Annotated in this window: 21 protein-coding genes and 1 pseudogene; 5 read left to right on the top strand and 17 right to left on the bottom strand. The window is 67.3% G+C overall.

Annotation, left to right across the window (positions count from 1 at the left end):
* Positions 1 to 72 precede the first annotated feature (72 nt).
* The gene (locus tag AB3X94_RS11995; RefSeq protein WP_368611628.1) at positions 73 to 723 is read left to right on the top strand and encodes a glutathione S-transferase family protein; all 651 of its coding nucleotides are present in this window, start codon (positions 73 to 75) and stop codon (positions 721 to 723) included.
* A gap of 12 nt (positions 724 to 735) precedes the next feature.
* Here AB3X94_RS11995 and AB3X94_RS11990 read toward each other — a convergent pair whose 3' ends face one another.
* Positions 736 to 1,932, bottom strand: a complete 1,197-nt coding sequence (locus AB3X94_RS11990; RefSeq protein WP_368611627.1) for a diguanylate cyclase — start codon at positions 1,930 to 1,932, stop codon at positions 736 to 738.
* The gene (locus AB3X94_RS11985; RefSeq protein WP_368611626.1) at positions 1,889 to 2,644 is read right to left on the bottom strand and encodes a hypothetical protein; all 756 of its coding nucleotides are present in this window, start codon (positions 2,642 to 2,644) and stop codon (positions 1,889 to 1,891) included. Before AB3X94_RS11985 ends, AB3X94_RS11990 begins: the two co-directional genes overlap by 44 nt.
* 578 nt (positions 2,645 to 3,222) lie before the next feature.
* Between AB3X94_RS11985 and AB3X94_RS11980 the strand changes: the two genes are divergently transcribed.
* Positions 3,223 to 4,290 carry an aromatic acid exporter family protein gene (locus AB3X94_RS11980; protein ID WP_368611625.1) on the top strand — a complete coding sequence of 356 codons (1,068 nt, stop codon included), beginning with the start codon at positions 3,223 to 3,225 and terminating at the stop codon, positions 4,288 to 4,290.
* 55 nt (positions 4,291 to 4,345) lie between these two features.
* On the opposite strand, the gene AB3X94_RS11975 is transcribed toward AB3X94_RS11980, so the two are convergent.
* From AB3X94_RS11975 to AB3X94_RS11955, 5 genes are all read right to left on the bottom strand, one after another.
* Positions 4,346 to 4,741 (bottom strand): cupredoxin domain-containing protein, encoded by a 396-nt coding sequence (locus AB3X94_RS11975; protein WP_368611709.1) that lies wholly within the window; start codon positions 4,739 to 4,741, stop codon positions 4,346 to 4,348.
* Positions 4,742 to 4,777: 36 nt separating this feature from the next.
* Positions 4,778 to 5,722: a metallophosphoesterase gene (locus AB3X94_RS11970; protein ID WP_176105995.1), complete on the bottom strand. Its 945-nt coding sequence runs from the start codon at positions 5,720 to 5,722 to the stop codon at positions 4,778 to 4,780.
* Positions 5,723 to 5,894: 172 nt separating this feature from the next.
* Positions 5,895 to 6,854 (bottom strand): aldo/keto reductase, encoded by a 960-nt coding sequence (locus tag AB3X94_RS11965; RefSeq protein ID WP_368611624.1) that lies wholly within the window; start codon positions 6,852 to 6,854, stop codon positions 5,895 to 5,897.
* A gap of 50 nt (positions 6,855 to 6,904) precedes the next feature.
* Positions 6,905 to 7,519 carry an HAD family hydrolase gene (locus AB3X94_RS11960; protein ID WP_368611623.1) on the bottom strand — a complete coding sequence of 205 codons (615 nt, stop codon included), beginning with the start codon at positions 7,517 to 7,519 and terminating at the stop codon, positions 6,905 to 6,907.
* 66 nt (positions 7,520 to 7,585) lie between these two features.
* Complete coding sequence (locus AB3X94_RS11955) at positions 7,586 to 8,761, bottom strand: epoxide hydrolase family protein (protein ID WP_368611622.1); 1,176 nt, start codon at positions 8,759 to 8,761, stop codon at positions 7,586 to 7,588.
* 118 nt (positions 8,762 to 8,879) lie between these two features.
* Between AB3X94_RS11955 and surE the strand changes: the two genes are divergently transcribed.
* A complete protein-coding gene (gene surE / locus AB3X94_RS11950) occupies positions 8,880 to 9,659 on the top strand; it encodes a 5'/3'-nucleotidase SurE (protein ID WP_176123794.1) in 780 nt (259 codons plus the stop codon).
* Positions 9,660 to 9,690: 31 nt separating this feature from the next.
* Here surE and AB3X94_RS11945 read toward each other — a convergent pair whose 3' ends face one another.
* The 10 genes and pseudogenes from AB3X94_RS11945 to cbiE all read right to left on the bottom strand — a co-directional run bounded on the left by AB3X94_RS11945 (position 9,691) and on the right by cbiE (position 19,045).
* Positions 9,691 to 10,452 carry a DUF4148 domain-containing protein gene (locus tag AB3X94_RS11945; RefSeq protein ID WP_368611621.1) on the bottom strand — a complete coding sequence of 254 codons (762 nt, stop codon included), beginning with the start codon at positions 10,450 to 10,452 and terminating at the stop codon, positions 9,691 to 9,693.
* 181 nt (positions 10,453 to 10,633) lie between these two features.
* Positions 10,634 to 11,275: pseudogene (locus tag AB3X94_RS11940) on the bottom strand (DMT family transporter); the annotation flags it as partial.
* 129 nt (positions 11,276 to 11,404) lie between these two features.
* On the bottom strand, positions 11,405 to 12,040 hold the full coding sequence (locus AB3X94_RS11935; RefSeq protein WP_176123793.1) for a carbonic anhydrase: 636 nt from the start codon (positions 12,038 to 12,040) through the stop codon (positions 11,405 to 11,407).
* A 321-nt stretch (positions 12,041 to 12,361) separates the two neighbouring features.
* Positions 12,362 to 12,637: a DUF1488 domain-containing protein gene (locus AB3X94_RS11930; protein ID WP_013091756.1), complete on the bottom strand. Its 276-nt coding sequence runs from the start codon at positions 12,635 to 12,637 to the stop codon at positions 12,362 to 12,364.
* A 219-nt stretch (positions 12,638 to 12,856) separates the two neighbouring features.
* Entirely contained in the window at positions 12,857 to 14,038 is a 1,182-nt protein-coding gene (locus AB3X94_RS11925) for an alpha/beta hydrolase family protein (RefSeq protein ID WP_368611620.1), read from the bottom strand.
* A 2-nt stretch (positions 14,039 to 14,040) separates the two neighbouring features.
* On the bottom strand, positions 14,041 to 15,057 hold the full coding sequence (locus AB3X94_RS11920; RefSeq protein ID WP_368611619.1) for a GyrI-like domain-containing protein: 1,017 nt from the start codon (positions 15,055 to 15,057) through the stop codon (positions 14,041 to 14,043).
* A 172-nt stretch (positions 15,058 to 15,229) separates the two neighbouring features.
* Positions 15,230 to 15,958, bottom strand: coding sequence for a precorrin-4 C(11)-methyltransferase (gene cobM, locus AB3X94_RS11915; protein ID WP_368611618.1), 729 nt, complete (start codon positions 15,956 to 15,958; stop codon positions 15,230 to 15,232).
* A 20-nt stretch (positions 15,959 to 15,978) separates the two neighbouring features.
* A complete protein-coding gene (locus tag AB3X94_RS11910; protein ID WP_368611617.1) occupies positions 15,979 to 16,725 on the bottom strand; it encodes a cobalt-precorrin-6A reductase in 747 nt (248 codons plus the stop codon).
* On the bottom strand, positions 16,722 to 17,822 hold the full coding sequence (locus AB3X94_RS11905) for a cobalt-precorrin-5B (C(1))-methyltransferase (RefSeq protein WP_368611616.1): 1,101 nt from the start codon (positions 17,820 to 17,822) through the stop codon (positions 16,722 to 16,724). The genes AB3X94_RS11910 and AB3X94_RS11905 overlap by 4 nt, the downstream gene beginning before the upstream one ends.
* Positions 17,822 to 19,045, bottom strand: coding sequence for a precorrin-6y C5,15-methyltransferase (decarboxylating) subunit CbiE (gene cbiE, locus AB3X94_RS11900; RefSeq protein WP_368611615.1), 1,224 nt, complete (start codon positions 19,043 to 19,045; stop codon positions 17,822 to 17,824). The genes AB3X94_RS11905 and cbiE overlap by 1 nt, the downstream gene beginning before the upstream one ends.
* A gap of 311 nt (positions 19,046 to 19,356) precedes the next feature.
* On the opposite strand from cbiE, the gene cobG reads away from it, so the two are divergent.
* Both cobG and AB3X94_RS11890 read left to right on the top strand, forming a co-directional pair.
* Positions 19,357 to 20,826 (top strand): precorrin-3B synthase, encoded by a 1,470-nt coding sequence (gene cobG / locus AB3X94_RS11895; protein ID WP_368611614.1) that lies wholly within the window; start codon positions 19,357 to 19,359, stop codon positions 20,824 to 20,826.
* A complete protein-coding gene (locus tag AB3X94_RS11890) occupies positions 20,819 to 21,445 on the top strand; it encodes a precorrin-8X methylmutase (protein ID WP_368611613.1) in 627 nt (208 codons plus the stop codon). Before cobG ends, AB3X94_RS11890 begins: the two co-directional genes overlap by 8 nt.
* Positions 21,446 to 21,450 lie beyond the last annotated feature (5 nt).

Below are 21,450 nucleotides of genomic sequence, written 5' to 3'. Positions count from 1 at the left end.
CGCTTCGGCGACAGCCCCTTATTCTTCCGGTTCACGGTTCGACCGCTCATCCCTCGACCCACGGAGCCCGACATGTCCTACGTTCTCTACTACTCGCCCGGCGCGGCCAGCATGCCCGTGCACTGGATGCTGCTGGAAATGGGCGTGGCGTTCGAAGCGCGCCTCGTCGATATCGACGCGGGCCAGCAGCACGATCCCGAGTATCTGCGTTTGAATCCGGCCGGACGCGTGCCGACGCTGGTCGTCGATGGCGTGCCCCGGCATGAATCGGCCGCGCTGCTGATGCTGCTCGCCGAGCGCCACGCCGACGCCGGGCTCGCGCCCGCGCCGGGGTCGGCCGCGCGCGGCGAATGGTTCGAATGGATGATCTACCTTGCGAACACGCTGCTGCCCGCGATGCGCGACTGGTTCTACGCCGGCAGCGACGGCGACCCGGCCGGCGCCGACGCGGTGCGCGCGCTCGCGCAACGCCGCATCGAAGCGGCGTGCGAGCGGCTCGACGCGCATTTCGCCGGCGGCCACGCGTACCTCGCGGGCGAGCAGCTCAGCACCGCCGATCTGCTCGCGCTCGTGCTGATGCGCTGGACCCGCAACATGCCGCACCCGGCGACGGTGGGCTGGCCGCATCTCGCGGGCTATATCCGCATGCTGCGCGCGCGGCCGGCGTTCATCGAACTCAATGAGCGCGAGAAGCTGACGGAGTGGCGCAACGAGGCTCAGTGACGCTCGACAGGTTCACATCGTCGCTTCCCTGCCCGTCTGCGCCGCGAACGCGAAGCCGTTCTTGCCGTCGCGCTTGACCCGATACATCGCGGCATCGGCGGCGGCGATCAGACGGCGGTGATCGTCGACGTCGTCGGGATAGCTCGCGATGCCCACGCTCGCGCGCACGCGGCCGATTCCCATCTGCTCGTCGGTCTCGACCACGCAGGCCATCAGCCGGCGCGCGATCTCGGCGAGCTCGTCATCGCCGGCGAAGGTGCGCACCAGCACCGCGAATTCGTCGCCGCCGATGCGCGCGACCAGATCGCCTTTGCGCACCGACGCGCGAAACCGCGCGGACACCGCGGCGAGGAATTCGTCGCCGGTGCGATGCCCGAACGAATCGTTGACCTGCTTGAACCCGTCGAGGTCGATATACAGCACGGCGAGGCGCGGCTCGACGGCCGCGGTCCGCGCGCTTCTGGCGGCGGCGTCGAGCGCGCCGAGCAGCTTGCGTCGGTTCGACAGGCCGGTCAGCGAATCGTGCAGCGACGCCAGTTCGAACTCGTGCGACTGCCCCGCGAGCTGGCGGTTGCGCTTCGCGTACATGCCGAGCGCCGTGATCAGCATGCAGAACAGCAGCGCGGCGAGCGCGATCAGCGTGCGCGCGACGTGCGTGACGCGCAGCCGCACGTCGGCGCTCGCCGCGTCGCGTTGCGCGCGCCAGTAGGCCGAGACGCTGCCGAGCACCGCCGCGACGGCTTCGGGCGTCGCCTGGGCCGGTGACATCGACGGAATGGGCGGCGCCGGCGACGGACTCGCGTTGACGAGCGCCGCGAGCGACGCGAAACGCCGCGCGAGTTCCGCGCGCGCCGCATCATAGGCCGGCACGAACGACCCGTCGTGGCTCGCCGGTGTGTTGGCCATGTGCTGCCACGCGGCCAACTGTTCGCGCGCGCTGTCGACGCGCCCGGCGGCTTCGAGCACGAGGCCCGCGTACTCCTGCTTCAGCTGATCGGAAAACACCGTGCGGATCTGCATCGCCACATACAGCAGGCCGAACAGCAGACACAACAGCGCGGCCACGGCGACGCTCGCGGGCCCCGGCCGGAAGCGCCACACTGGCCCGCGCGCGCGTGCGGTGCCGCGCAGCCCCGCTTGCCCCGCTGACCCGGCGACCCCGTGCTCAGGGATGGGAGTACGGATCTGGTTGCTGTCGGCCGTTGTCATGTTGACGATAGCTCACGCGTCGAAAGAACTGTCCGATCCGCGCAAACAGACCGCCGTTGTGCTGCGACGACGCGCGCCGCTCCTGCTGCGCGACGCGCGTTTCTTTCGCATGTTGACCGCCCGCGGGCTTCGCGGTCGAATTCGCGACGTGCCGCATGGAGCGCGGCGGTGGCGTCGGAACAATCGGGGCGGTGGGTGGGTGGTCCGACAAACCCGCCGACAGATCCCCCGAGGGATCCACCGGTGTATCGGCCAGCGCGGCGGTGAGATTCGACTCGGGCGTACTCGGGTGGACCTGCCCGGACCACACGGCCGGGTTGGTGTCCTCGAAGCCGCCGTTCGAGCCGGCCGTTGCGAGCGCGACGTCTGACGCGGTGGGCTGGGTGGCTGACTGCGCGATGGCGGGCGCGGCGGCCTCCTGCGGCGCGTGCGCGACGGCTACCGTCGGCACCGCGGGCGCCGATGAACCGAGCGCCTGGCGTGCGCCCGCAATGGCATCCGCGTAGGTCTGCTGATCCTGGTTGAACCAGACGCCGTAGGCGACGGTGCCCATCACGCCAAAGGTCAGCGCGCCGGCCGCCGCGAGGCACAGCGCGAGGCGGCCGAAGCGCGGCGGCGGGACGCCCGATTCGTCCGTGCCGTCGGGTTCGAAGGAGGAACGGCCGTCCGTTGTGGAATGACGCAAGTCGGTATCGTCGGGATCGGTAGCCATCGCAATACGCTCCGGGTATGCCACTTCCTGCTGACCAGCTGGCGCACTGACGAGCCGCCGCGTAAGCCGCGCTCGCGGGCTGCCGCCGCACGCAATGCTCAATGAATGTAATCCTGTCGCGAACCGCCGACAACACAGCAGCGTTGCGTTTCCGCGTCGCTTCCAGGTGCTTCGAACGACGCCGCCGGATACCGCGTGAGTTGGCAAAAAAGTGCGCAAAGCTGGTAAAAACTCCAACTCCCTAATCGCTCGACAGCCAGCCGCGCGCCTGCCGACACCGCGACGCCCGATGCGACGCGGGTTCAGCGAAACGCGCCATAGCGGTGGCCGTTTCGCATGCAACAACCGCGCCTGAAGGTGCACTCACGCGCACCCCCACAGCGCCGTTTGAAACCCTCGTGGGACTGAGCGCCGCGCGCCCTTAAGCAGCATCTCGCGAACCTGATAGCGTGCGAATTCCCGAAACCGTTCGCGCCCGGTGGTAAGGTCACCTGCGCGCATGTCGCGAACGCGCGCCGTGCCTGACGCGGGCCGGCGTGACGCGGCCCGGCCCCACCTCATCGGTCAGCATGAGAATCATGTCGAACAGGTATCAGCACCAACCCCTCACGCCGCTGCGCCGCGCGCTCGCGCGCTTTTCTCTTTCGGAAACCGCCAGGTACACGAAGCTGACGCTCGGCCTGTGGATCGGTTTCGGCATCCCGTACCTGCTCGGTTTTCCCGACGCGGCCGTGCCGCTCGCCGGTTCGACGATGCTGACGCTGGCGCTCGGTAGCTCGATTTCGGCGGCGCGAAGCTACTTCTACAAGCGGGTGTTTTCCAACGTGGTGGCGATGCCGATCGGCACGCTGCTGATCTGGCTGACCGCACCGCACCTGTGGATGGGCGCGGCACTGCTGCCGCTCGTGATCTTCAGCATCGTCGCGCTGCGGCCGTCGCTGTTCCAGATGACCAGCATCACGGTGCCGATCACGCTCGTGCTCTATACGGGCGAACATCTCCCTCTGCTCGAGCAGCGTCTGATCGGCGTGGTACTCGGTATGTTCCTCGGCTTCGTGATCCAGCAGATCGCGTTTCCGCCCGATCACGGCTACTGGGCGAACACGCTCGTCAACGACGGCAACGAACAGGCCACCGATGTCGTCGCGCAACTAGCCGCGGCTCAGCTCGACAAAGCGCAGATCAAGCCGGCGGCCTCGAAGCTGCGCACGCTGAGCACGAACCTGAAGCAGGCTCACCTGCTGCTGAAGACCGATCTCGAGCAGGCGTGGGTGTCGCCGCATCTGAAGCGCAACGCGGCAAGGCTGCCGGTGTTCGCGTGCTATCAGGAGACTTTCGATTCGCTGGTCAATTTTCTGGAAACGATGGACACGTTTCACGATCAGTTCGCCGCGCTCGATGCCGCGTGGCGCGAAATGTTTCTCGCGCGGCTCGCGCGGCTCGTCAGCGCTCACCGGCAACTGGCCGAGGCGGCGGACCTGCGCGTCGAGTGTGCGCCGCTCGACGCCCCGCCTCTGCATATCGAGGACCTGCGTCAACTGACCGAGGACCTGCCCGCGTCGAACGTGTTTACGAGCGTGTACCTCGGGCATCTGACCGGCTACGGGATTCTGCTGTGCCGGTTGAGCGAGCTGCATACCGCGTGAGCGGCGCGGGTTGCCTGGTTCGCCTCGCCGCTCATGGCACCGCTCATGGCACCGCTCATTGCACGGTAATGGTCGCCCTCATGTTCGGATGAATGCCGCAGAAGATCTTGTACACGCCCGGTTTATCGAATTTGAATTGATAGGTGTCGTTCTGATCGAGCGCGGCCGAGCGGAACAGCCCCGCGTCGTTGACCACGGTGTGCGGCTCGCCGTCGAGATTTTTCCATGTGACCGTCGTGCCCGCCTTGATGGTCAAATCCGTCGGCGTGAAATTAAAGTTTTTCATGAACATCGCGTTAGGCGTCGCCGCGACGGTCTGCTGCTGCGCCGGCTTCATCGGCATCTGCATCGGCATGGTGGTTTGCGCGAAGCCGAGCCCCGCCGACACCGCCAGAATCGCGGCACCGCCGAGCGCAACTGCGAGTACTCGGCCCATCAGGTTGGTTGGCATCATTGATCTCCTCGAGCGTAAAAGTAGCGCGTGCGGTCAGGCGAGCGTCGTGTCGTCGAGCGTCGCCTTCAGCGGATGACGCGCGATGCTGACGCTCGTCACGCCGAGCATCTTCGGCAACTGGTCGCTCGCGACCTTCAGCGGCCCCGGGCCTTCGCCCTGGCCGGCGGTCGGTTGCGGATAGGCGGTCGAGCGCGCGGTATGGAACGTCACGTTGCCTTCGACCTTCGTCACGATCTGGTGAATGTGACCGTTCAGCACCGTCACCGAACCGAAGCGCTTCAGATAGTCCATCGCCTGTCCCGCGTCACCCGTGCCCCAGCCCCACGGCTCGTAGATCGTCCACATCGGCATGTGCGCGAACACGACGACCGGGGTGCTCGACGTGCGGCCTTTCAGATCGTTTTCGAGCCATTCGAGCTGCTCGCTGCCGAGACCGCCGAGGCCATTCGGCTTGAAATGCATCACGTTGACGAGGCCGACGAAATGCACGCCCTGATGATCGAAGCTGTAATAGCCGCGGTTATCCGACGCCTTGCCGAAACGGTTGAAGTACTCGGTGCCGGGGCCGTCGGTGACGTCATGCTCGCCGGGGACCGTGTGCAGCTCGGTGATCTTCAATCCCGACATCAGCTGCGCGGCCAGATCGAATTCAGAGGGCTTCGACAGATGCGTGATGTCGCCGGTGTGAATCGCGAGCGGCGGCCGCGACGGCATCGCGTTGACGTAATCGATCGTCTGTTTCAGCGTGCCCGCGACGTCGGGATTCGCTTCCTTGTTGAAGCCGATATGCGTGTCGCTGATCTGCAGGAAAAGCGGCGTGCCCGCCACTGGCGTCGCGGTGTTCGCGTCGGCCGCGAGCGCGAGTTCGACCGGCGTCAGCACGCCGCCCGACAGCATGAACACGGTGCCCAGGCCACCGAACGCAAGACACTTCAGCGCGCCGCGACGCGCCGGATCGAATGAATGTTGTGACGACATGATGACCTCACGATAGGGATTCGCCGAACCGAACCCGGTTCGTGAGGCATGACTGTCGTGTGGCGGGTTTTATTCCCGGATCGTGCGGCGTTTGCGGGACGCGGCGCGTGTATGCAAATGGAAAGCGGCCCGTAAACGCAGTGACGGATTGCGAAATGGATTGCGCATCACGTCAGCCGCCGACCGCCGCGACGATCCGCGCGCGCATCGCGGCGTCGGGCAGCGGTCCCGATCCCGCGCGCACGTTGTCCGCCATGTATTGCGGCCGGCCGGTGCCGGGAATCACAACCGTTACCGCAGGCTGCGCGAGCACGAATTTCAACAGAATCTGCGCCCAGCTCGTGCAGCCGATTTCCGCGGCCCATGCGGGCAGCGGCGTTTTCATCACGCGCGCGAGCAAACCACCGCCGCCGAACGGCTGATTGATCACGACGCCGATGCCGAGATCGGCCGCGAGCGGCAGGATGCGTTGCTCGGCCGCGCGGTCGTCGGCGGCGTAGTTGATCTGCACGAAGTCGGGCTTCCCGCTGCGCATCACCGCCGCGACCTCGTCAAACGCGCTCGACGTGTAATGCGTGATGCCGAGATAGCGAATCCGGCCGCGCGCTTTCCAGTCGCGTAACGTCGCGAGCTGCGTGCGCCAGTCGAGCAGATTGTGGATCTGCATCAGATCGACATGCGGCTGCTGAAAACGCCGCAGCGATTCCTCCATCTGCGCGATGCCGGCTGCGCGTCCCTCGGTCCAGACCTTGGTGGCGACGAAGGCCTTGCGATGCGCGTCGAGCTGGGTGAGCAGCGCGCCCGCGACCGCTTCCGACGAACCGTACATCGGCGAAGAATCGATCACCGAGCCGCCCGCTTCGAACAGGATGCGCAGTACGTCGGCGAGCTGAGCGCGCGCGGCGGCATCGTCGCCGACGTCGAAGGTGCGCCACGTGCCGCAGCCGATCACGGGCAGCGCTTCGCCGGTGGACGGGATCGCGCGGCGGTTCATGCGGGGTAAGGAGGTACCGGATTGCCTGGGTGGTTTGGTCTGCGCGGACGTGACGCGCGACCACGCGAGTGTTGCCGGTAATCCGAGCGCCGCGCGCAGAAAGCGGCGGCGGTGATCGTGGTTCGACGCAAGTGCCATAGCGGGTAGAGGTGCCCTCGTGCGTGGAAGTTCGACCGTCATCGCAGCGGCTAAAGCACACCCCGCCGCGCGAATTCGACCGCCAGGCCATCCGCGTCGACGAACCGGTAGGCCTGCAACCCAGCCGCGAGCGCGCCGTCCACGTTGGCCTCGCTGTCGTCGATGAACAGCGTCTCCGTTGGGGCCGCGCCGAGCCGTTCGACGCAGCGCAGATAGGTTTGCGCGGCGGGCTTCGCCGCGCCGAACACCGCCGACGAATAGACGTGCGGCCCGAACAGCCGCGCCACGGGCGGATTCAGATAAGCGATGTGGTCGGTCAGCAGGCGGCAGTTGTTGGTCAGTATCGCGATGCGGCAACGCTGCGCCGCGCGCGACGCCAGCGCGAGCGCCGCTTCGTTTGGCATGATCGACGCGAGCCGCGCGTCGAGCCATTCGGCGCGGCTCACCGGATAACCGAGCAGCGCGCCGAGTTCGCGCAGATATTCGTCGTCGCTGATTTCGCCGCCGTCGGCGCGCGCCTCGAGTCCCGAGCCCCAGATCGCATGACGCACGGTCTCTTCCGTGCAGCCCGCGATCGCCGCGAGACGCTCGACACGCGCGGCGCGGTCGTAGTGCGACAGCACACCTTCCAGGTCGAACAGAAGCAGCGTGACGGGTGCGCTCATGCCGTGGGTCTCCCGGGTTGAAGTTTGCGCCGTGTGCGATGCGCTTTTTGCGCGCTACGCTGCGGCCTAACGTGTTTTCTGCCGCAACGGCCTGAAGAACTTGCGAATCTCGGCCGCCAGCAACTCGGGCTTTTCCATCGCCGCGAAGTGCCCGCCGGCCGGCATTTCGCTCCACTGCACGACGTTGAAGGTTCGTTCGAGCCAGCTGCGCGGCGGATGATGGATCTCTTTCGGAAACAGCGCGAAGCCGACTGGCGTGTCGATGCGCTCGCCGTCGGTGAAACGCATCGGCTGCAGGCGGTTTTCCCAATACATCTGCATCGCCGGGCCGATGCACTGCGTGAACCAGTACAGCGAGATATTGGTCAGCAGCTCGTCGATCGAGAACACGCTTTCGACGTCGCCGTCGCAATCGCTCCACGCGCGAAACTTCTCGCCGATCCATGCGGCGAGTCCCACGGGCGAATCGTTCAGCGACGCGGCGACGGTCAGCGGTTTGGTGCTGTGCTGATGCGCGTAGCCGCCTTCGAGTGCGGCCCAGTCGTTCTTCTCGCGCAGATAGTCCCGCTCGGCCGGGGTCAGCTCCCGCTGCGCCGCGCCGATCGCCGGCTCGTAGGAACTCGGCAGGAAGTTCAGGTGGATGCCGTCGACCACCCGCGGATGATGCGCGGCCAACGCGATCGACACGCCCGCGCCAAGATCGCCGCCCTGCGCGCCGAAGCGCTCGTAGCCGAGCCCGCGCATCAGCGACACCCATAGGTCCGCGACCTGGAACGCGGACATGCCGGCCTGCGCGGGCGCAGGCGAAAACGCGAAGCCCGGCAGCGACGGCGTGACGACGTCGAAGGCGTCGGCGGGATCGGCGCCGAACGCGGCCGGATCGCACAACTGATCGAGCAGCGCGTGAAACTCGAAGAACGAACCGGGCCAGCCGTGCGTGATCACGAGCGGATAAGCCTGGAATCCCGGTGTGACACTCGCGGCCCGCCGATGCGCGAAGTGCACGGTCTGGCCGTTCACGTCGGCGAGAAATTGCGGCAGCTGGTTCAACTTGCGTTCGGCCGCGCGCCAGTCGAATTGCCCAGCCCAATAGGTCGCGAGTTCGCGCAGCCAGGCCGGGTCGGCGCCCTGCTGCCACGCGGGCGCGGGCGTCGCGGGCGCCCAGCGGGTCGCACGGATGCGGTGGCGCAAATCGTCGATGTCCTGATCGGCGATCGCAATCTCAAACGGGTCGATCTGCATGGCGGGTCGTCCTGGGTCGGTTAGCGGCTCAACGTCATCGTACGCGCGTCGAATGAAAGCCGGATAATGGGCGTCCCTTCCCTACGATCCATTGACCGACCCACAGGAGATTGAATCGATGTCCGCTTACGAATCCAAGGTGCCGCGAGTGCTGCTGACGAACGACGACGGTATCGACGCGCCCGGCCTCGCCGTGCTCGAAGCGGTTGCCGCCGAGCTCGCGCACGAAGTCTGGGTGGTCGCGCCCGAGCACGACCAGAGCGGTACGTCGCATTCGATCAGCCTGCATTCGCCGCTGCGCGTGAGCCGCCAGGGCGAACGCCGTTTCGGCGTGACCGGTACGCCCGGCGATTGCGTCGTGATGGGCGTGCGTCATCTGATGCGCGAGGCGCCACCGACGCTGGTGCTGTCCGGCGTCAATCGCGGCGGCAATCTCGGCATCGAAACGATGTTTTCGGGCACGGTCGGCGCGGCGATGACGGGGCTGCTGCTCGGGCTGCCGTCGTTCGCGCTGAGCCAGGTATTCACCGATCGCGAGCGCGTGCGCTGGGAAACCGCGCGCACGCTCGCGCCCGGCGTGATCCGTCAGTTGCTCGCGATCGAGCATGCGGCGCCGACCTGCCTGAACATCAACTTCCCGGACGTCGATGCCGCCGATGCCGGTCCGCTGACGCCGACGCGCCAGGGCGTCGGGCTCGTCAGGGACATCGAGGTGCTGCCGGAAGTCGATCCGCGCGGCATCGCGTATCACTGGCTGCGCTTCGATCGTGGCCCGCGCGAGAACGATGCCGACAGCGAAACGGCGACGGTCGCGGCGGGCCGCGTATCGGTCACGCCACTCGCGTTCGATCGCACCGACGAGACCACCTTCGCGCGGCTCGCCGCGTCGTTGATCTAAAGGTTGATGGGACGCGGCGCGGCGCCCTGCTTCAGTGCGCTCCAGGTCCCGACGGTGCGGGTCTGCCGAACGCGGGCATCGTGCCGTTCTCTCTCGCGCGCACGAGTTCGGCCTCTACCTCGGCGCGGGTTTTGGGGCCGCTGTTGGCAACCGCTTGAGTCGCGGCCTCGCTGCTCTGCCCCGCGCGCGGCATCGACCACGCCGATTCGACGCCTTGCGTTGCATGTGGCGGCGACGGCCGTGCGTCTAGCATCACGCCAGCCGCTTTCTTGCCGGAGCGCTCGGCAGTAGAACTTTTTCGGTAGCTGCTGCCCCGTGCATGAGTACCCGATGTCGTCACAGCGCTTTGCGCTGAATGCGGTTTCGTGGTGGTGCCCGATGCAATCCGGCTATGGTGTGCGCGCACGGTCTTTGCCGCGGGCGGCGCCTGGGTCCGGTTCGAAGTGGCCGCGGGCTGTGGCGGCAGATTCGTCGGCTGCGGCTGCGGTTGCACCTGCGGTTGCGGCTTGTTCGACTCCCGCGCGTACTGTAGCGCCGCGATGGCCAGTGCGTCGCCCGCCTGCGCTCCGATCGACGCGGCCGGCTGAGACCGCAGCGCAGTCACGTCGTCGCGCAGCGCATGGTGCCGCGTCGCCGCCGCGCCCGTCGCGCCGACACCCCGTTCGCCATCGGCGACGAGGCTCACGTCCCGGCCGGACGACCAGTCGTTGTCCAACTGCGACACGTAGGCCCCAATCGTCACCGCGCCGAAGACGAGGCCCGTCAACACGATCATTCTCGGTTCGCTGTACAAGGCACGCTCCCCATTCGACAGATCGACGACCCATTGGTCAAAGTGTCGGCGATCCGAAGGACAGTGTTTTCCTTTTTAGACCCAACAACTGACGAATCGGCGGATCTGGTCGTGGGTGTGTCCGAAACCGACGGGTATTCTTCTGTGCAAACGAGCCCTTTGATCGGAGTCCCAAGAGGGCTTAAACGAGCGGCCCTTCCTCGGTCTTGCGGCGCATCGCGACAGCAACCGAACTGCCAACGATCAACGCGATACCCAGCATCGATATCCCGCCAATCGTCTCGCCCCACACCAGGTAGCCGAATAGCGCGGCTCACACGATGCTCGTGTAGTTGTACGGCGCGAGCGCGCCGGCGTCGGCATCGCGGAACGCCATCGTCATCAGCAACTGTCCCGCCGTCGCGAGCGCGCCGAGCAGCGCCATGATCGCGAGCGCATCGAACGACGGGGTGCGCCACGCGAAGATCAGCGATACACCCATCACCGCGGTGCCAACCAGCGTGAAGTACAGCACGGTGGTGCCCGAAGCGTCGCTCGCCTTGATGCGTTTGATCTGGATGATCGACAGCGCACCGCACGACGCACTCGCAATCAGCAGCGCCGGGCCGAGCCAGCTCGAATGCGAGCCGTCGGGACGCACCACCAGCAGCATGCCGGCGAAACCGACCGCCGCGGCCAGCGCGTCGCGCGGCTTCAGCGTTTCATGCAACAGCAGCGGCGCCAGCACGATCACGAGCAAGGTCTCCGAATAGACGATCGCGACCGCCTCACCGAGCGGCATATACGGCAACCCGGCAAAGAACAGGCCCGATGAGCCGAGCAGCGCCGGTCAACCCTCAAAAAACAACGCGGCGCACCGGAAAATCCGCTGCGCCGCGTTCTTTTTAGGCAAGGCTTTCAGCAAGCTCGGGCTGTTGATTTCTCAAAGCAAAAACCCGTTTTAAATGCCGCGTCAACCCGCATAAATTTCCGGATTTTCTGTAAGCGACAAAAAGTTACCGGTATTCCCATCGAGCGCGAGCATTTCGCCGCTTTCGATATCGAAGATCCAGCCATGCAGCCGCAGCGTCTTGTTCACGAGTCCGACCGCCACCGACGGATGCGTACGGATATTGGCCAGCTGCGCGATCACGTTGTCCTTGACCAGCGCCGCGAGACGCTCCGCATCCGAGCAATAGTGACGCGACGCGTTGATCGCTTTCGCCGCATCCGCGTGACGCAGCCAGCTCGCGACCGCCGGCATGTGCTCCAGGTTCGTGCAGGACGAGATCGCCGTCATCGCGCCGCAGTTCGAATGGCCGCAGATCACGATGTCGGTCACGCCGAGCACGGCGATCGCATATTCGACGGTTGCCGACACGCCGCCTGGCTCCGGGCCGTACGACGGCACGATGTTGCCCGCGTTGCGGATCACGAACAGCGACCCCGGCTCGGTCTGCGTCAGCAGTTCCGGCACCACGCGGCTGTCCGAACAGGTCACGAAGAGCGTGCTGGGATTCTGCGCGGTCGATAAACGCTTGAAGAGCGCGCTTTGCTGTGGAAAGACCTCGCGTTGAAAGCGGATCAGACCTTCGATGATTTCCTGCACGATTTTCTCCAGAGAATCGAAGAGACGGATTTAAAGTTTGCCGCGACTATACCGCAGCCTTTCACTCGTCGCGCGAATCACCGTGCTAATCGTCGGACGCTCCAGCGTCGAATTGCCAGCGAAATAATGGTGTGCCTGGACGCGCCCATAAAAAAAGACCCGGCTGCCGGCAGCCGGGTCCAACTCTCTCGCTCACACGCATGAAGCAATGTGTGCGTCGATACTGTAGCCGCGCCGGCGTCGCGGATATAGTCGCCGCGGTGGAAGAGTCCTTTCCACCGCGGCGCGAATCAGTTGACCCGATACGCGCAAGCGGGCCGCTCAATCGAAGTCGCGCGTTTCGAGTTCCACGGACCGTCCCCCGTTGCGTTCGAGCACCCGCCGCGTAGCATTTTCAATGCGGGCGCGGTTCGCCTCGAACGTTCCCACCAGATCGTGAGCCGACGGGGCGCCGTTGCCGAGGCTGCCGTTGCCGAAATGGTCATTGAGCGCGTCGAGCGACACGCTGCACCATACGTCCTTCCCGTCCACATTGGCCTCGTAGGCGACGCGCGCAGCAGCCACCACTTCCCGCCGTCCGGTGAATTCGATCCTCATGATTGTCCTCCGTGTGTCAAAGGGAAATCCGAATACGCAACGCTCATGCCCAAACCGGCCGGCTGGCCGGCTGCCCTGGCGCGAGCACGCATTCTGCGCAAGGTGCATACACCTGAGCGGCCGTCATGCGCGGCCGCGCCGATGCGCCGCAGTAAGGCCTCCTCCGGGCCGTCGACGCACTCAACATACCGATACTACGCCCTTCATGTCCCGCAATACTCAATCTTCACGCCCGCGCGCCGGCAGCGTCGCCGCGAAGAAATCACGTACCTGTGCCGCGGTTCGCGCATGAATCGCGGCGCGATCGACGCCCGGCCCGTCCTTGCAGATCGGCGCCAGACGCTCCATCAGCTCGGGCTCGCACACATCCATGAAGGTGTAGTGCGAGGCGCCCGGCACCATCGTCACCGTCGCTTGCGGCATGAAGCCCGCGATGCGGTGAATATTGGTGTTGACGGGCGCCGTCGTGTCCGCCTCGCCCGCGAGCAGCGCGACCGGAATCGTCACTTCCTTGAACGACGAACCGTTGAACGCCTCGCCGAGCGCGGGCGCGATCGCGAACGCCGCCTTGACGCGCGGATCACGATACGAGTCGCCCGAACGCGCGCGCGATGCATTCGTTTCGGCCGATAGCCCGTCGACCGTCAACACCGGCGCGTCCGGCGCGTGCGCGAGACTCGCGGCTTCGGGCGGCGAGCAGATCGCATCGGCTTCGGGCGACGTGCAAAAACGCTCGAACGCCGCGCGATCGGTACGTGCGCCCGCGACTTCGAGCACCGTGTAGCCGCCGAGCGAAAAGCCGAGCGCGCCGATCCGCGTCGTGTCGATGCGCGGACCGAAACGCGGGTCCGCGAGCACGCCGTCGAGCACTTCGCTCAAGTCGGTCGCGCGCTCCCACCAGAGGATGAACCCGTCGCGCGTGCGCGGCTCCAGCGCGTTGTTGCCCGGATGATTGACGCCCGCGACGATATAGCCCTGCGCGGCCAGCGATGCCGCGAGCCAGTCGAGACTGTCCGCGCTGCCGCCGGTGCCATGCGACAGCAGCAGCAACGGGTATTTGCGTTGCGCGGTGGACAGCGGCGCATCGTCGGCGGCGGCGTGGCCGACGAACATCGGATGGCCGGGCGCGCCGATATCGTGGGGCGTCTCGGCCTGCGTCGCATCGGCCGGATACCAGATGCGCGTGATCAGCGCCTGCGTTTGCGCGCCGCGCCAGTTGCGGGCCACGTCGGGATGAAACACGCGGCTCGTCTCGCCGACATGCCAGTCGGCGGATGCGGTTCGCGCGTCGGCATGCGCCGGCGACGCAGCCCACATCGCGCCGCCCAGCGCCCCCGACAATGCCACGCTCAACGACACCACCACCGCGCTCGACAGCGCGGCACAGCTTCGACGCATCATGGTTAGTCCTCGCGAATGGGGATCAGCAGATCGGTAATGCAGGGGTCCAGCGCGCCGCGATCGGGCGCGCTTCGATACAGTTCGAGCCCCGGCCGCTGATCGCGCCGGTAGCCGCTGCGGGGCAGCCAGCCGCTGTACAGTGCCCTGAAAGTCGGCGAGATCAGCGCATAAGGACCGACGAGGCGGTGCACCGCGTACAGCCCGCCTTCGAGCCGCAGCGGCTCGATGCCCGGTGGCGGCCCCGCAACACGCGAGCGTTGCGCGGCATCGTCGAGCCGCCGCATCGCATCGCTGAACGCCGCCGGCGACCCCGCGACGACTCCCGCGTGGTAGCAAAGCCCGCCAGCCATCGACGCATCGCGCGCGCAGATGCCGACGCGCTGTTGCAACACCGGGTTCTCGTCGCAGCGCAACGTCGTCATCAGCGTCTGGAAGGTCTGGCCGATCGTCGCGACCGGGCCGTCATGGCGAAGGCGTAGCACGTCGAGCGGCGCGATCTCGATGACTTCGACGGATGGTAATGCGGGCGTGCTTTGGTTTTCAGCGTATTCGTCGCTGCAGCCGTCAACGCCTATGCGATCGCCTTCGCCATGCCGCGCGATGCGCGCATGCGCCGTTCGCCGCGTCCGCGCCAAAGCCGCCAAAGCCGCCGAAGCCGCCGGATTCCCCACCAGATGCCGCTGCCGGGTCCTGAACTCGCTCGGCGATACACCGGCGAAATCGCGAAACGCACGCGCGAACGCCTGGGGGCTGTCGTAGCCAGCGTCGTGCGCGACCGCCGTGACTTGCGCGGCGTCGGTCAGCCGCTGCGCCGCCTCGGCGAGCCGCAGACGCTTGACGGTATCGACGACGCTCTCGCCCATCAACGCGCGATAAATCCGGTGGAAGTGGTATGGCGACATATGCGCGACGGCCGCGAGGCTGTCGAGCGTGTGTCGCGCGCCGGGCTCGACCAGGATGGCCTCGACCACGCGAGCGATCCGTCGACGGTAATCACGTTCGGTGTTGGGCTTCATCATGGCGCCACGATAGCGGTCTGCACGCCGCGTGGCGGTGCAGAACTTGCGGATTTTCGCGCTTTCGCGTTTTCGCGTTTTGCCAGGAAACGGAAGGCCACGCTCGCGCGCTGCGTCACATTATGATCGACAAGCCACGCCGCTTTCCGGCACCCAAGAGGCTGTCACGGCACCGTCAACTGCCGCTCCCATACAGCGTCGAATCGGCGAAACCTTCGGCGGCCAGCACCTGCCCGACCAGAATCAGCGCGGTGCGCTCGATCGCGCTGCCCTGCACTTTCGCGACGATATCATCGAGCGTGCCGATGATCTTTTCCTCGTCGGGCCAGCTCGCACGATAGATCACCGCGATCGGACACGCGCCGCCGTAATGCGGCCGCAATTCATCGACGATGCGCGCGAGATGCCGCACGCCGAGGTGAATCGCCAGCGTCGCGCGATGCCGCGCGATATCGGCCAACTGCTCGCCTTCGGGCATCGACGTTTTGCTCGCGTAGCGCGTGAGGATCAGCGTTTGCGACACGCCGGGCAGCGTCAGCTCGCAGCCGAGCGCCGCCGCGCATGCGGCCGTCGCGGTCACGCCGGGTACGATTTCGTAAGGAATGTCCAACTCGCGCAAGCGGCGGATCTGCTCGCCGATCGCACCGTACAGCGACGGATCGCCCGAATGCACGCGCGCGACATGCTGGCCCTTCGCGTGTGCCGCCGCGAGCAGCGCGACGATCTGGTCGAGATCGAGTTCCGCGGTGTTGACGACCTGTTCGGCGCTATGACCTTCGAGCACCGCCGCCGGCACCAGCGACCCCGCATACAGGATCACCGGACAACTGCGCACGAGACGCTGCCCTTTCACCGTGATCAGTTCCGGGTCGCCCGGACCCGCGCCGATAAAAAACACTGTCATTCAGTACTCCAGTTATTTGCTCACTGATCCGAAGCCGAAGCCGAATCCACCTGCGCGGGCAACGCATCGAGAAGATCGGCAACGCTGCCAAACTCGCGATCGACGTCGGGCAACACCGGCCGTCGGAGCATGATCACCGGCAAGCCGCGTTCGCGCGCAACGTCGAGCTTGGCCTCGGTCGCGCCGCCGCCGCTGTTCTTGCTGACGACGACGTCGAACGCCTGCAGCGCGAACAGCGCGCGTTCGCCGTCGAGCGTGAACGGTCCGCGCGCCGCGAGGATGCGCGAGCGCGCGGTGTCCGGATGCGAATCGAGCACGCGCACGGTCCAGAATTGATACGGCGGAATCTCGTCGAGATGCGCGAGCGGTTCGCGTCCGAGCGTGAAAAGCGGCCGTCTGAAAGGCGCGAGCGCGTCGATCAGTTCGTTCCAGTCATCGACCATGCGCCAGTCGTCGCCGGCTTGCGGCTGCCACGCCGGACGCCTCAGCGCCCAGCACGGCACCTTCGCGATACGACACGCCTCTACGGCATTCGCGCTGATCCGCGCCGCGTACGGATGCGTCGCGTCGATCACGAGGCCGATCGCTTCGCTTGCGAGGTAACGCGCCAGCCCCTCACTGCCGCCGAAGCCGCCGACGCGCACCGCGCACTTCAGGTCGTCGGGCACCTTGCCGAGCCCCGCGAGACTGTACACATGCGCGCGACTGAGTTGGCGCGCAATCTTCAGCGCATCGCCGGTGCCGCCGAGCAGCAGGATGCGGGTCATCGGGCGACTCCGACGAACTTGCCCTGCCGGTCGATCGCGAAGATTTCGACGCTGACCTGCGGCGGCACGATACCGCGTGCAACGGCCAACGCGTGCTGACAAACGATATCGCCGAGCGGCACCTGTTGCGCGTGCGCGAGCGCGAGCGCCTGCTGGCTCGTGTTGGCCGCGCGCATCGCCGCTTGCAGCTCGGCGTCGGCGCCATGCTCGGCGGCCCAGCCGGCGAGTTGTTCGAGATCGATGCTGGAGTTGCGGCTATGCAGATCGAGATGGCCGGCCGCGAGCTTGCTGAGCTTGCCGAAGCCGCCGCAAATGCTCAGACGCTCGACCGGCGCGCGCTTCACATGCTTGAGCACCGCGCCGACGAAGTCGCCCATTTCGATCAGCGCGATATCGGGCAGGCCGTAGTGCGCGCGCATCGCGTCCTCGCTCGCGTTGCCGGTGCAAGCGGCCACGTGCATGTAGCCGTTCGCGCGCGCAACGTCGATGCCCTGATGAATCGACGCGATATACGCGGAACACGAAAACGGCCGCACGATGCCGGTCGTGCCGAGTATCGACAGTCCGCCGACGATGCCGAGCCGCGGGTTCATCGTTTTGAGCGCGAGCGCCTCGCCGTTTTCCACGCAGATCGTCACTTCGAAGCCGCCGTGATACGCGTGGTGCGCGGCGAGTTCGTCGAGGTGCTGCGTGATCATCTGGCGCGGGACCGGATTGATCGCCGGTTCGCCGACCGCCAGCGTGAGCCCCGCGCGCGTGACCGTGCCGACGCCCGGCCCCGCGCGAAAAATCACACCGGGCTCGGGCACGAGGCGAACGCGCGCGAACAAGAGCGCGCCATGCGTCACGTCGGGATCGTCGCCGGCATCCTTGATCGTGCCGGCTTCGGCGATCCGCTCGCCGTCCAGCTCCGCGAGACGGCAGAACGTGAGCCGCATCGGCACATGCTGGCCCTTCGGCAACACGATCTCGGCGACCTCGCTGACCTCGCCCGCCAGCAGCAGACGCGCGGCCGCCAGCGACGTTGCGGTCGCGCAGCTGCCGGTCGTATAGCCGCTGCGCAGCGGCGCCGGCTGTTCGGGGGTTTCGTCGCGCATCACGAATCGGCTGACGGTTTGGCGGGTTTGGTCACGTCGAGCAGCGTGATCGGCAACGCCTGGCGCCATGTATCGAAGCCGCCCAGCGGTTGCGCGTGCGCGAGCGCGATGCGTGTCAGCGTGCCGCCATGCTGCTCGCGCCACGCGGCGAGCACCGCCTCGCCTTGCAGGGTGACCGCGTTCGCGACGAGCCGGCCGCCATCGCGCAATTGCGCCCAGCAGGTGTCGAGCATGTCCGGCACCGTCACCCCACCGCCGATGAACACCGCATGCGGCGCGGGCAGCCCGCGCAACGCGTCCGGCGCGCGGCCGGCCACGAGTTGCAGACCGGGCACGCCCAGAGCATCGCGATTCTGTTCGATGAAGCGCTGCCGCGCGTCATTCGCTTCGATCGCGATCGCACGACAGGTGGGATGCGCGCGCATCCATTCGATACCGATCGAACCGCTGCCCGCGCCGACGTCCCACAGCAACTCACCGGGCGCGGGCGCGAGGCGCGCGAGCGTGATGGCGCGCACGTCGCGCTTGGACAACTGGCCGTCGTGGATAAAGGCGTCGTCGGGCAGGCCGCAGGTCAGCGGCAGACGCCGCGCTTGCGCGGACGCGCGGCAGTCGAGCGCGATCAGATTGAGCGCGGCCATCTCGCCGCCCGGCCATTGATCGGCGCGGCTATCGACGCGCCGTTCGCGTTCGCCGCCCAGATGTTCGAGTACCGTCATGTGAGTCGCACCGAAGCCGCGCGCATCGAGCGAGGCCGCCAGCGCCGCAGGCGTGCGCCCGTCCGCGCTCAGCACGAACAGACGCGCGCCGTCATGCAGATGCACATTCAGCGCGGCAAGCGGCCGGCCCACCAGCGACACGGTCGCGACATCCTGCAACGGCCAGCCGAGCCGCGCGGCCGCGAGCGACAGCGACGACGGCGCGGGCAGCACGCGCAATTCGCCGGCCGGCAACTGCCGCGCGAGCGTCGCGCCGACGCCGAACAGCATCGGGTCGCCGCTCGCGAGCACGCACACCGCATGCGGACGCTCGGCGAGCAACGGCGCGAGGTCGAACGGACGCGGCCATGCGGCACGGCGCGCGGCGAGCCGCGCGGGCAGCATCGCCAGATGGCGCTTGCCGCCGTACACGACCGACGCGCCCAGCAACGCACGCCGCGCGGGCCGCCCCAAACCGGCGAAGCCGTCGTCGCCAATGCCCACTACGGTCAGCCATGCCGGCATGCATCCATCCTCATCAGTTGCGTCGATTTTTGAGCGATTGCACCGCGCCGCGTCATGCATGCGGCTGCGCGCAGGCTCGGACCGCGGGTTGCGAAAGTCCGCATGATACCGCCGCCATGTGGCCCGCGGGTCCGCGGCACGGCGCCGTGCGCCGCGATCGGCGGCATCGTGCGATGGCCGGCAAACAGGCGCTGCGGCCATTGCGTAAAGATATAATGGCCGCTTTCATTGCCCACGGTCAGCCCGAAGCGCTTTTCGGCCGCATGGTTCACGCCGGCCCTCATCGGGCAGCATGCAGCGAGGCCGCCACCATGCCGTCGCGCGACGCTAAACCCGGTGCCCCATTGAATCGAGCTTCGCCTCCCACCGTTTCGTCCCACGCGGTCACGCCACCGCGGTCCTCGGCATGTCCGGGGTTATTGCGCATCGTCCCCGCGCGCGACGGCGGCATCTGCCGCATCAAACTGCCCGGCGGCGTGCTGAGCGCGGCGCAGGCACACGCGATCGCCGATGCGAGCACACGGCACGCGAACGGCGTCGCCGAGTTGACCAATCGCGCGAATCTGCAACTGCGCGGCGTGCGTAGCGGACACGAAGCTGCCTTGAGCGCGGCGCTGATTGGCGCGGGGCTTGGACCGTCCACCGCGAACGACCCTCACACCACCGTCCCCACCGCGCTCAGTTACGCCGACGACGTCCGCAACGTGATGATCAGCCCCGCCGCCGGCCGCGATCCGCACGCGCTGATCGACACGACGCCGCTGTGCGCGGAGCTGCTCACGCTGCTGCAAAGCGATGCGCGTTTCGCCGCGTTGTCGCCGAAATTCGCGCTGCTGCTCGACGGCGGCGAACGACTCGCGCGAGTCGATCATCCGCATGACGTGTGGCTCGCCGCCTCGGCTGAGGACCAAGGCGTGCGCTTCGTGTTCGGCCTCGCGGGGTGCCCCGGCTCGACAGGCAATAACGCGAACGCCGGCGGCCATCCCGATGCCGACGGCACGGGCGCCCTCGCGGCCGTCCCGCCGTCGCGCGTGCCCGCGCTCGTGCGCGCGTTGCTGCACACGTTCCTCGACCTCGCCGCCGCCGACGCGACCCGCATGCGCGACCTGCTCGCCACGCACTCCGCCGATGCGCTGCTGCGACACGCGCAACGTTACGTCGATTTCCCGCTCGCGCGCGACGCATCGCTGCGCCGCTGGCAACGCCACATTCCCGCCGACGCATCGCTGCGGCTTGGCGCGCACGCACAGCGCGGCGACGGCATGTGGCACGTCGGCGGCCAGCCACCGCTCGGCCGAATCGACGCGGCCACGCTGCGCGGCCTTGCCGCGCTCGCGCAACGACACGGCAACGGCATGCTGCACGCAACGCCGTGGCAAAGCGTGCTGCTGCCGGACATCGCGACGAACGCCGTGCCCGCCGTGCTCGCGAAGCTGAGCGCACTCGGCCTCGCCTGCGATCCCGCGCAGGCCATCACGCATGTGATCGCCTGCGCCGGTTCGGCCGGCTGCGCGAAGGGCCTCGCCGACACCAAGACCGACGCGCTGCAACTCGCCGAACGCTTACCCGCAGGCGTCGACGTGCATCTGACCGGCTGCCCGCGCTCGTGCGCGGCCGCGCATCGCGCGCCGTACACGCTGCTCGCCGCCGCGCCCGGCCGCTACGACCTTTATCGACGCGACGACCGCCCCGGTTTCGGCCAATGCGTCGCGCCCCAACTGACGATCGACGAGGCCGCCGCGCTGCTCGCGCGCCTCGCCCGGAGTACTCCACATGCTTGATTACATTCGCGACGGTCAGGAGATCTATCGCCAATCGTTCGCGACGATCCGCGCCGAAGCCGACCTCGCGCGCATCCCCGCCGACCTCGAAAAACTCGCGGTGCGCGTGATCCACGCGTGCGGCATGGTCGACCTGATCGACGACCTCGCGTTCTCCGCCGGCGCCGGCAGCGCGGGCCGCCGCGCGCTCGCGCAAGGCGCGCCGATCCTGTGCGACGCGGGCATGGTCGCGCAAGGCATTACGCGCGCGCGGCTCGCCGCGAACAACGAAGTGATCTGCACGCTGACGCACCCGAACGTGCCAGCGATGGCGCGCGAGATCGGCAATACGCGCTCGGCCGCCGCGCTCGAATTGTGGCGCCCGCATCTTGCAGGCAGCGTCGTCGTGATCGGCAATGCGCCGACCGCGCTGTTTCATCTGCTCGACATGCTCGATGCCGGCGCGCCGAAGCCCGCGCTGATCCTCGGCTTTCCGGTCGGCTTCGTCGGCGCGGCGGAATCGAAAGCGGCACTCGCGGAGAACAGCCGCGGCGTGCCGTACGTGGTCGTGCACGGACGGCGCGGCGGCAGCGCGATGGCCGCCGCCGCGGTCAACGCGCTTGCGACGGAGGTCGAATAAATGAC

Origin of the sequence: Paraburkholderia sp. BR10923 (assembly GCF_040948765.1) — a bacterium.
GTDB classification, from domain to species: Bacteria; Pseudomonadota; Gammaproteobacteria; order Burkholderiales; family Burkholderiaceae; genus Paraburkholderia; species Paraburkholderia youngii.
Note: the sequence above shows the minus strand (reverse complement) of the source record. Positions and strands in the feature narration are given on the sequence as shown.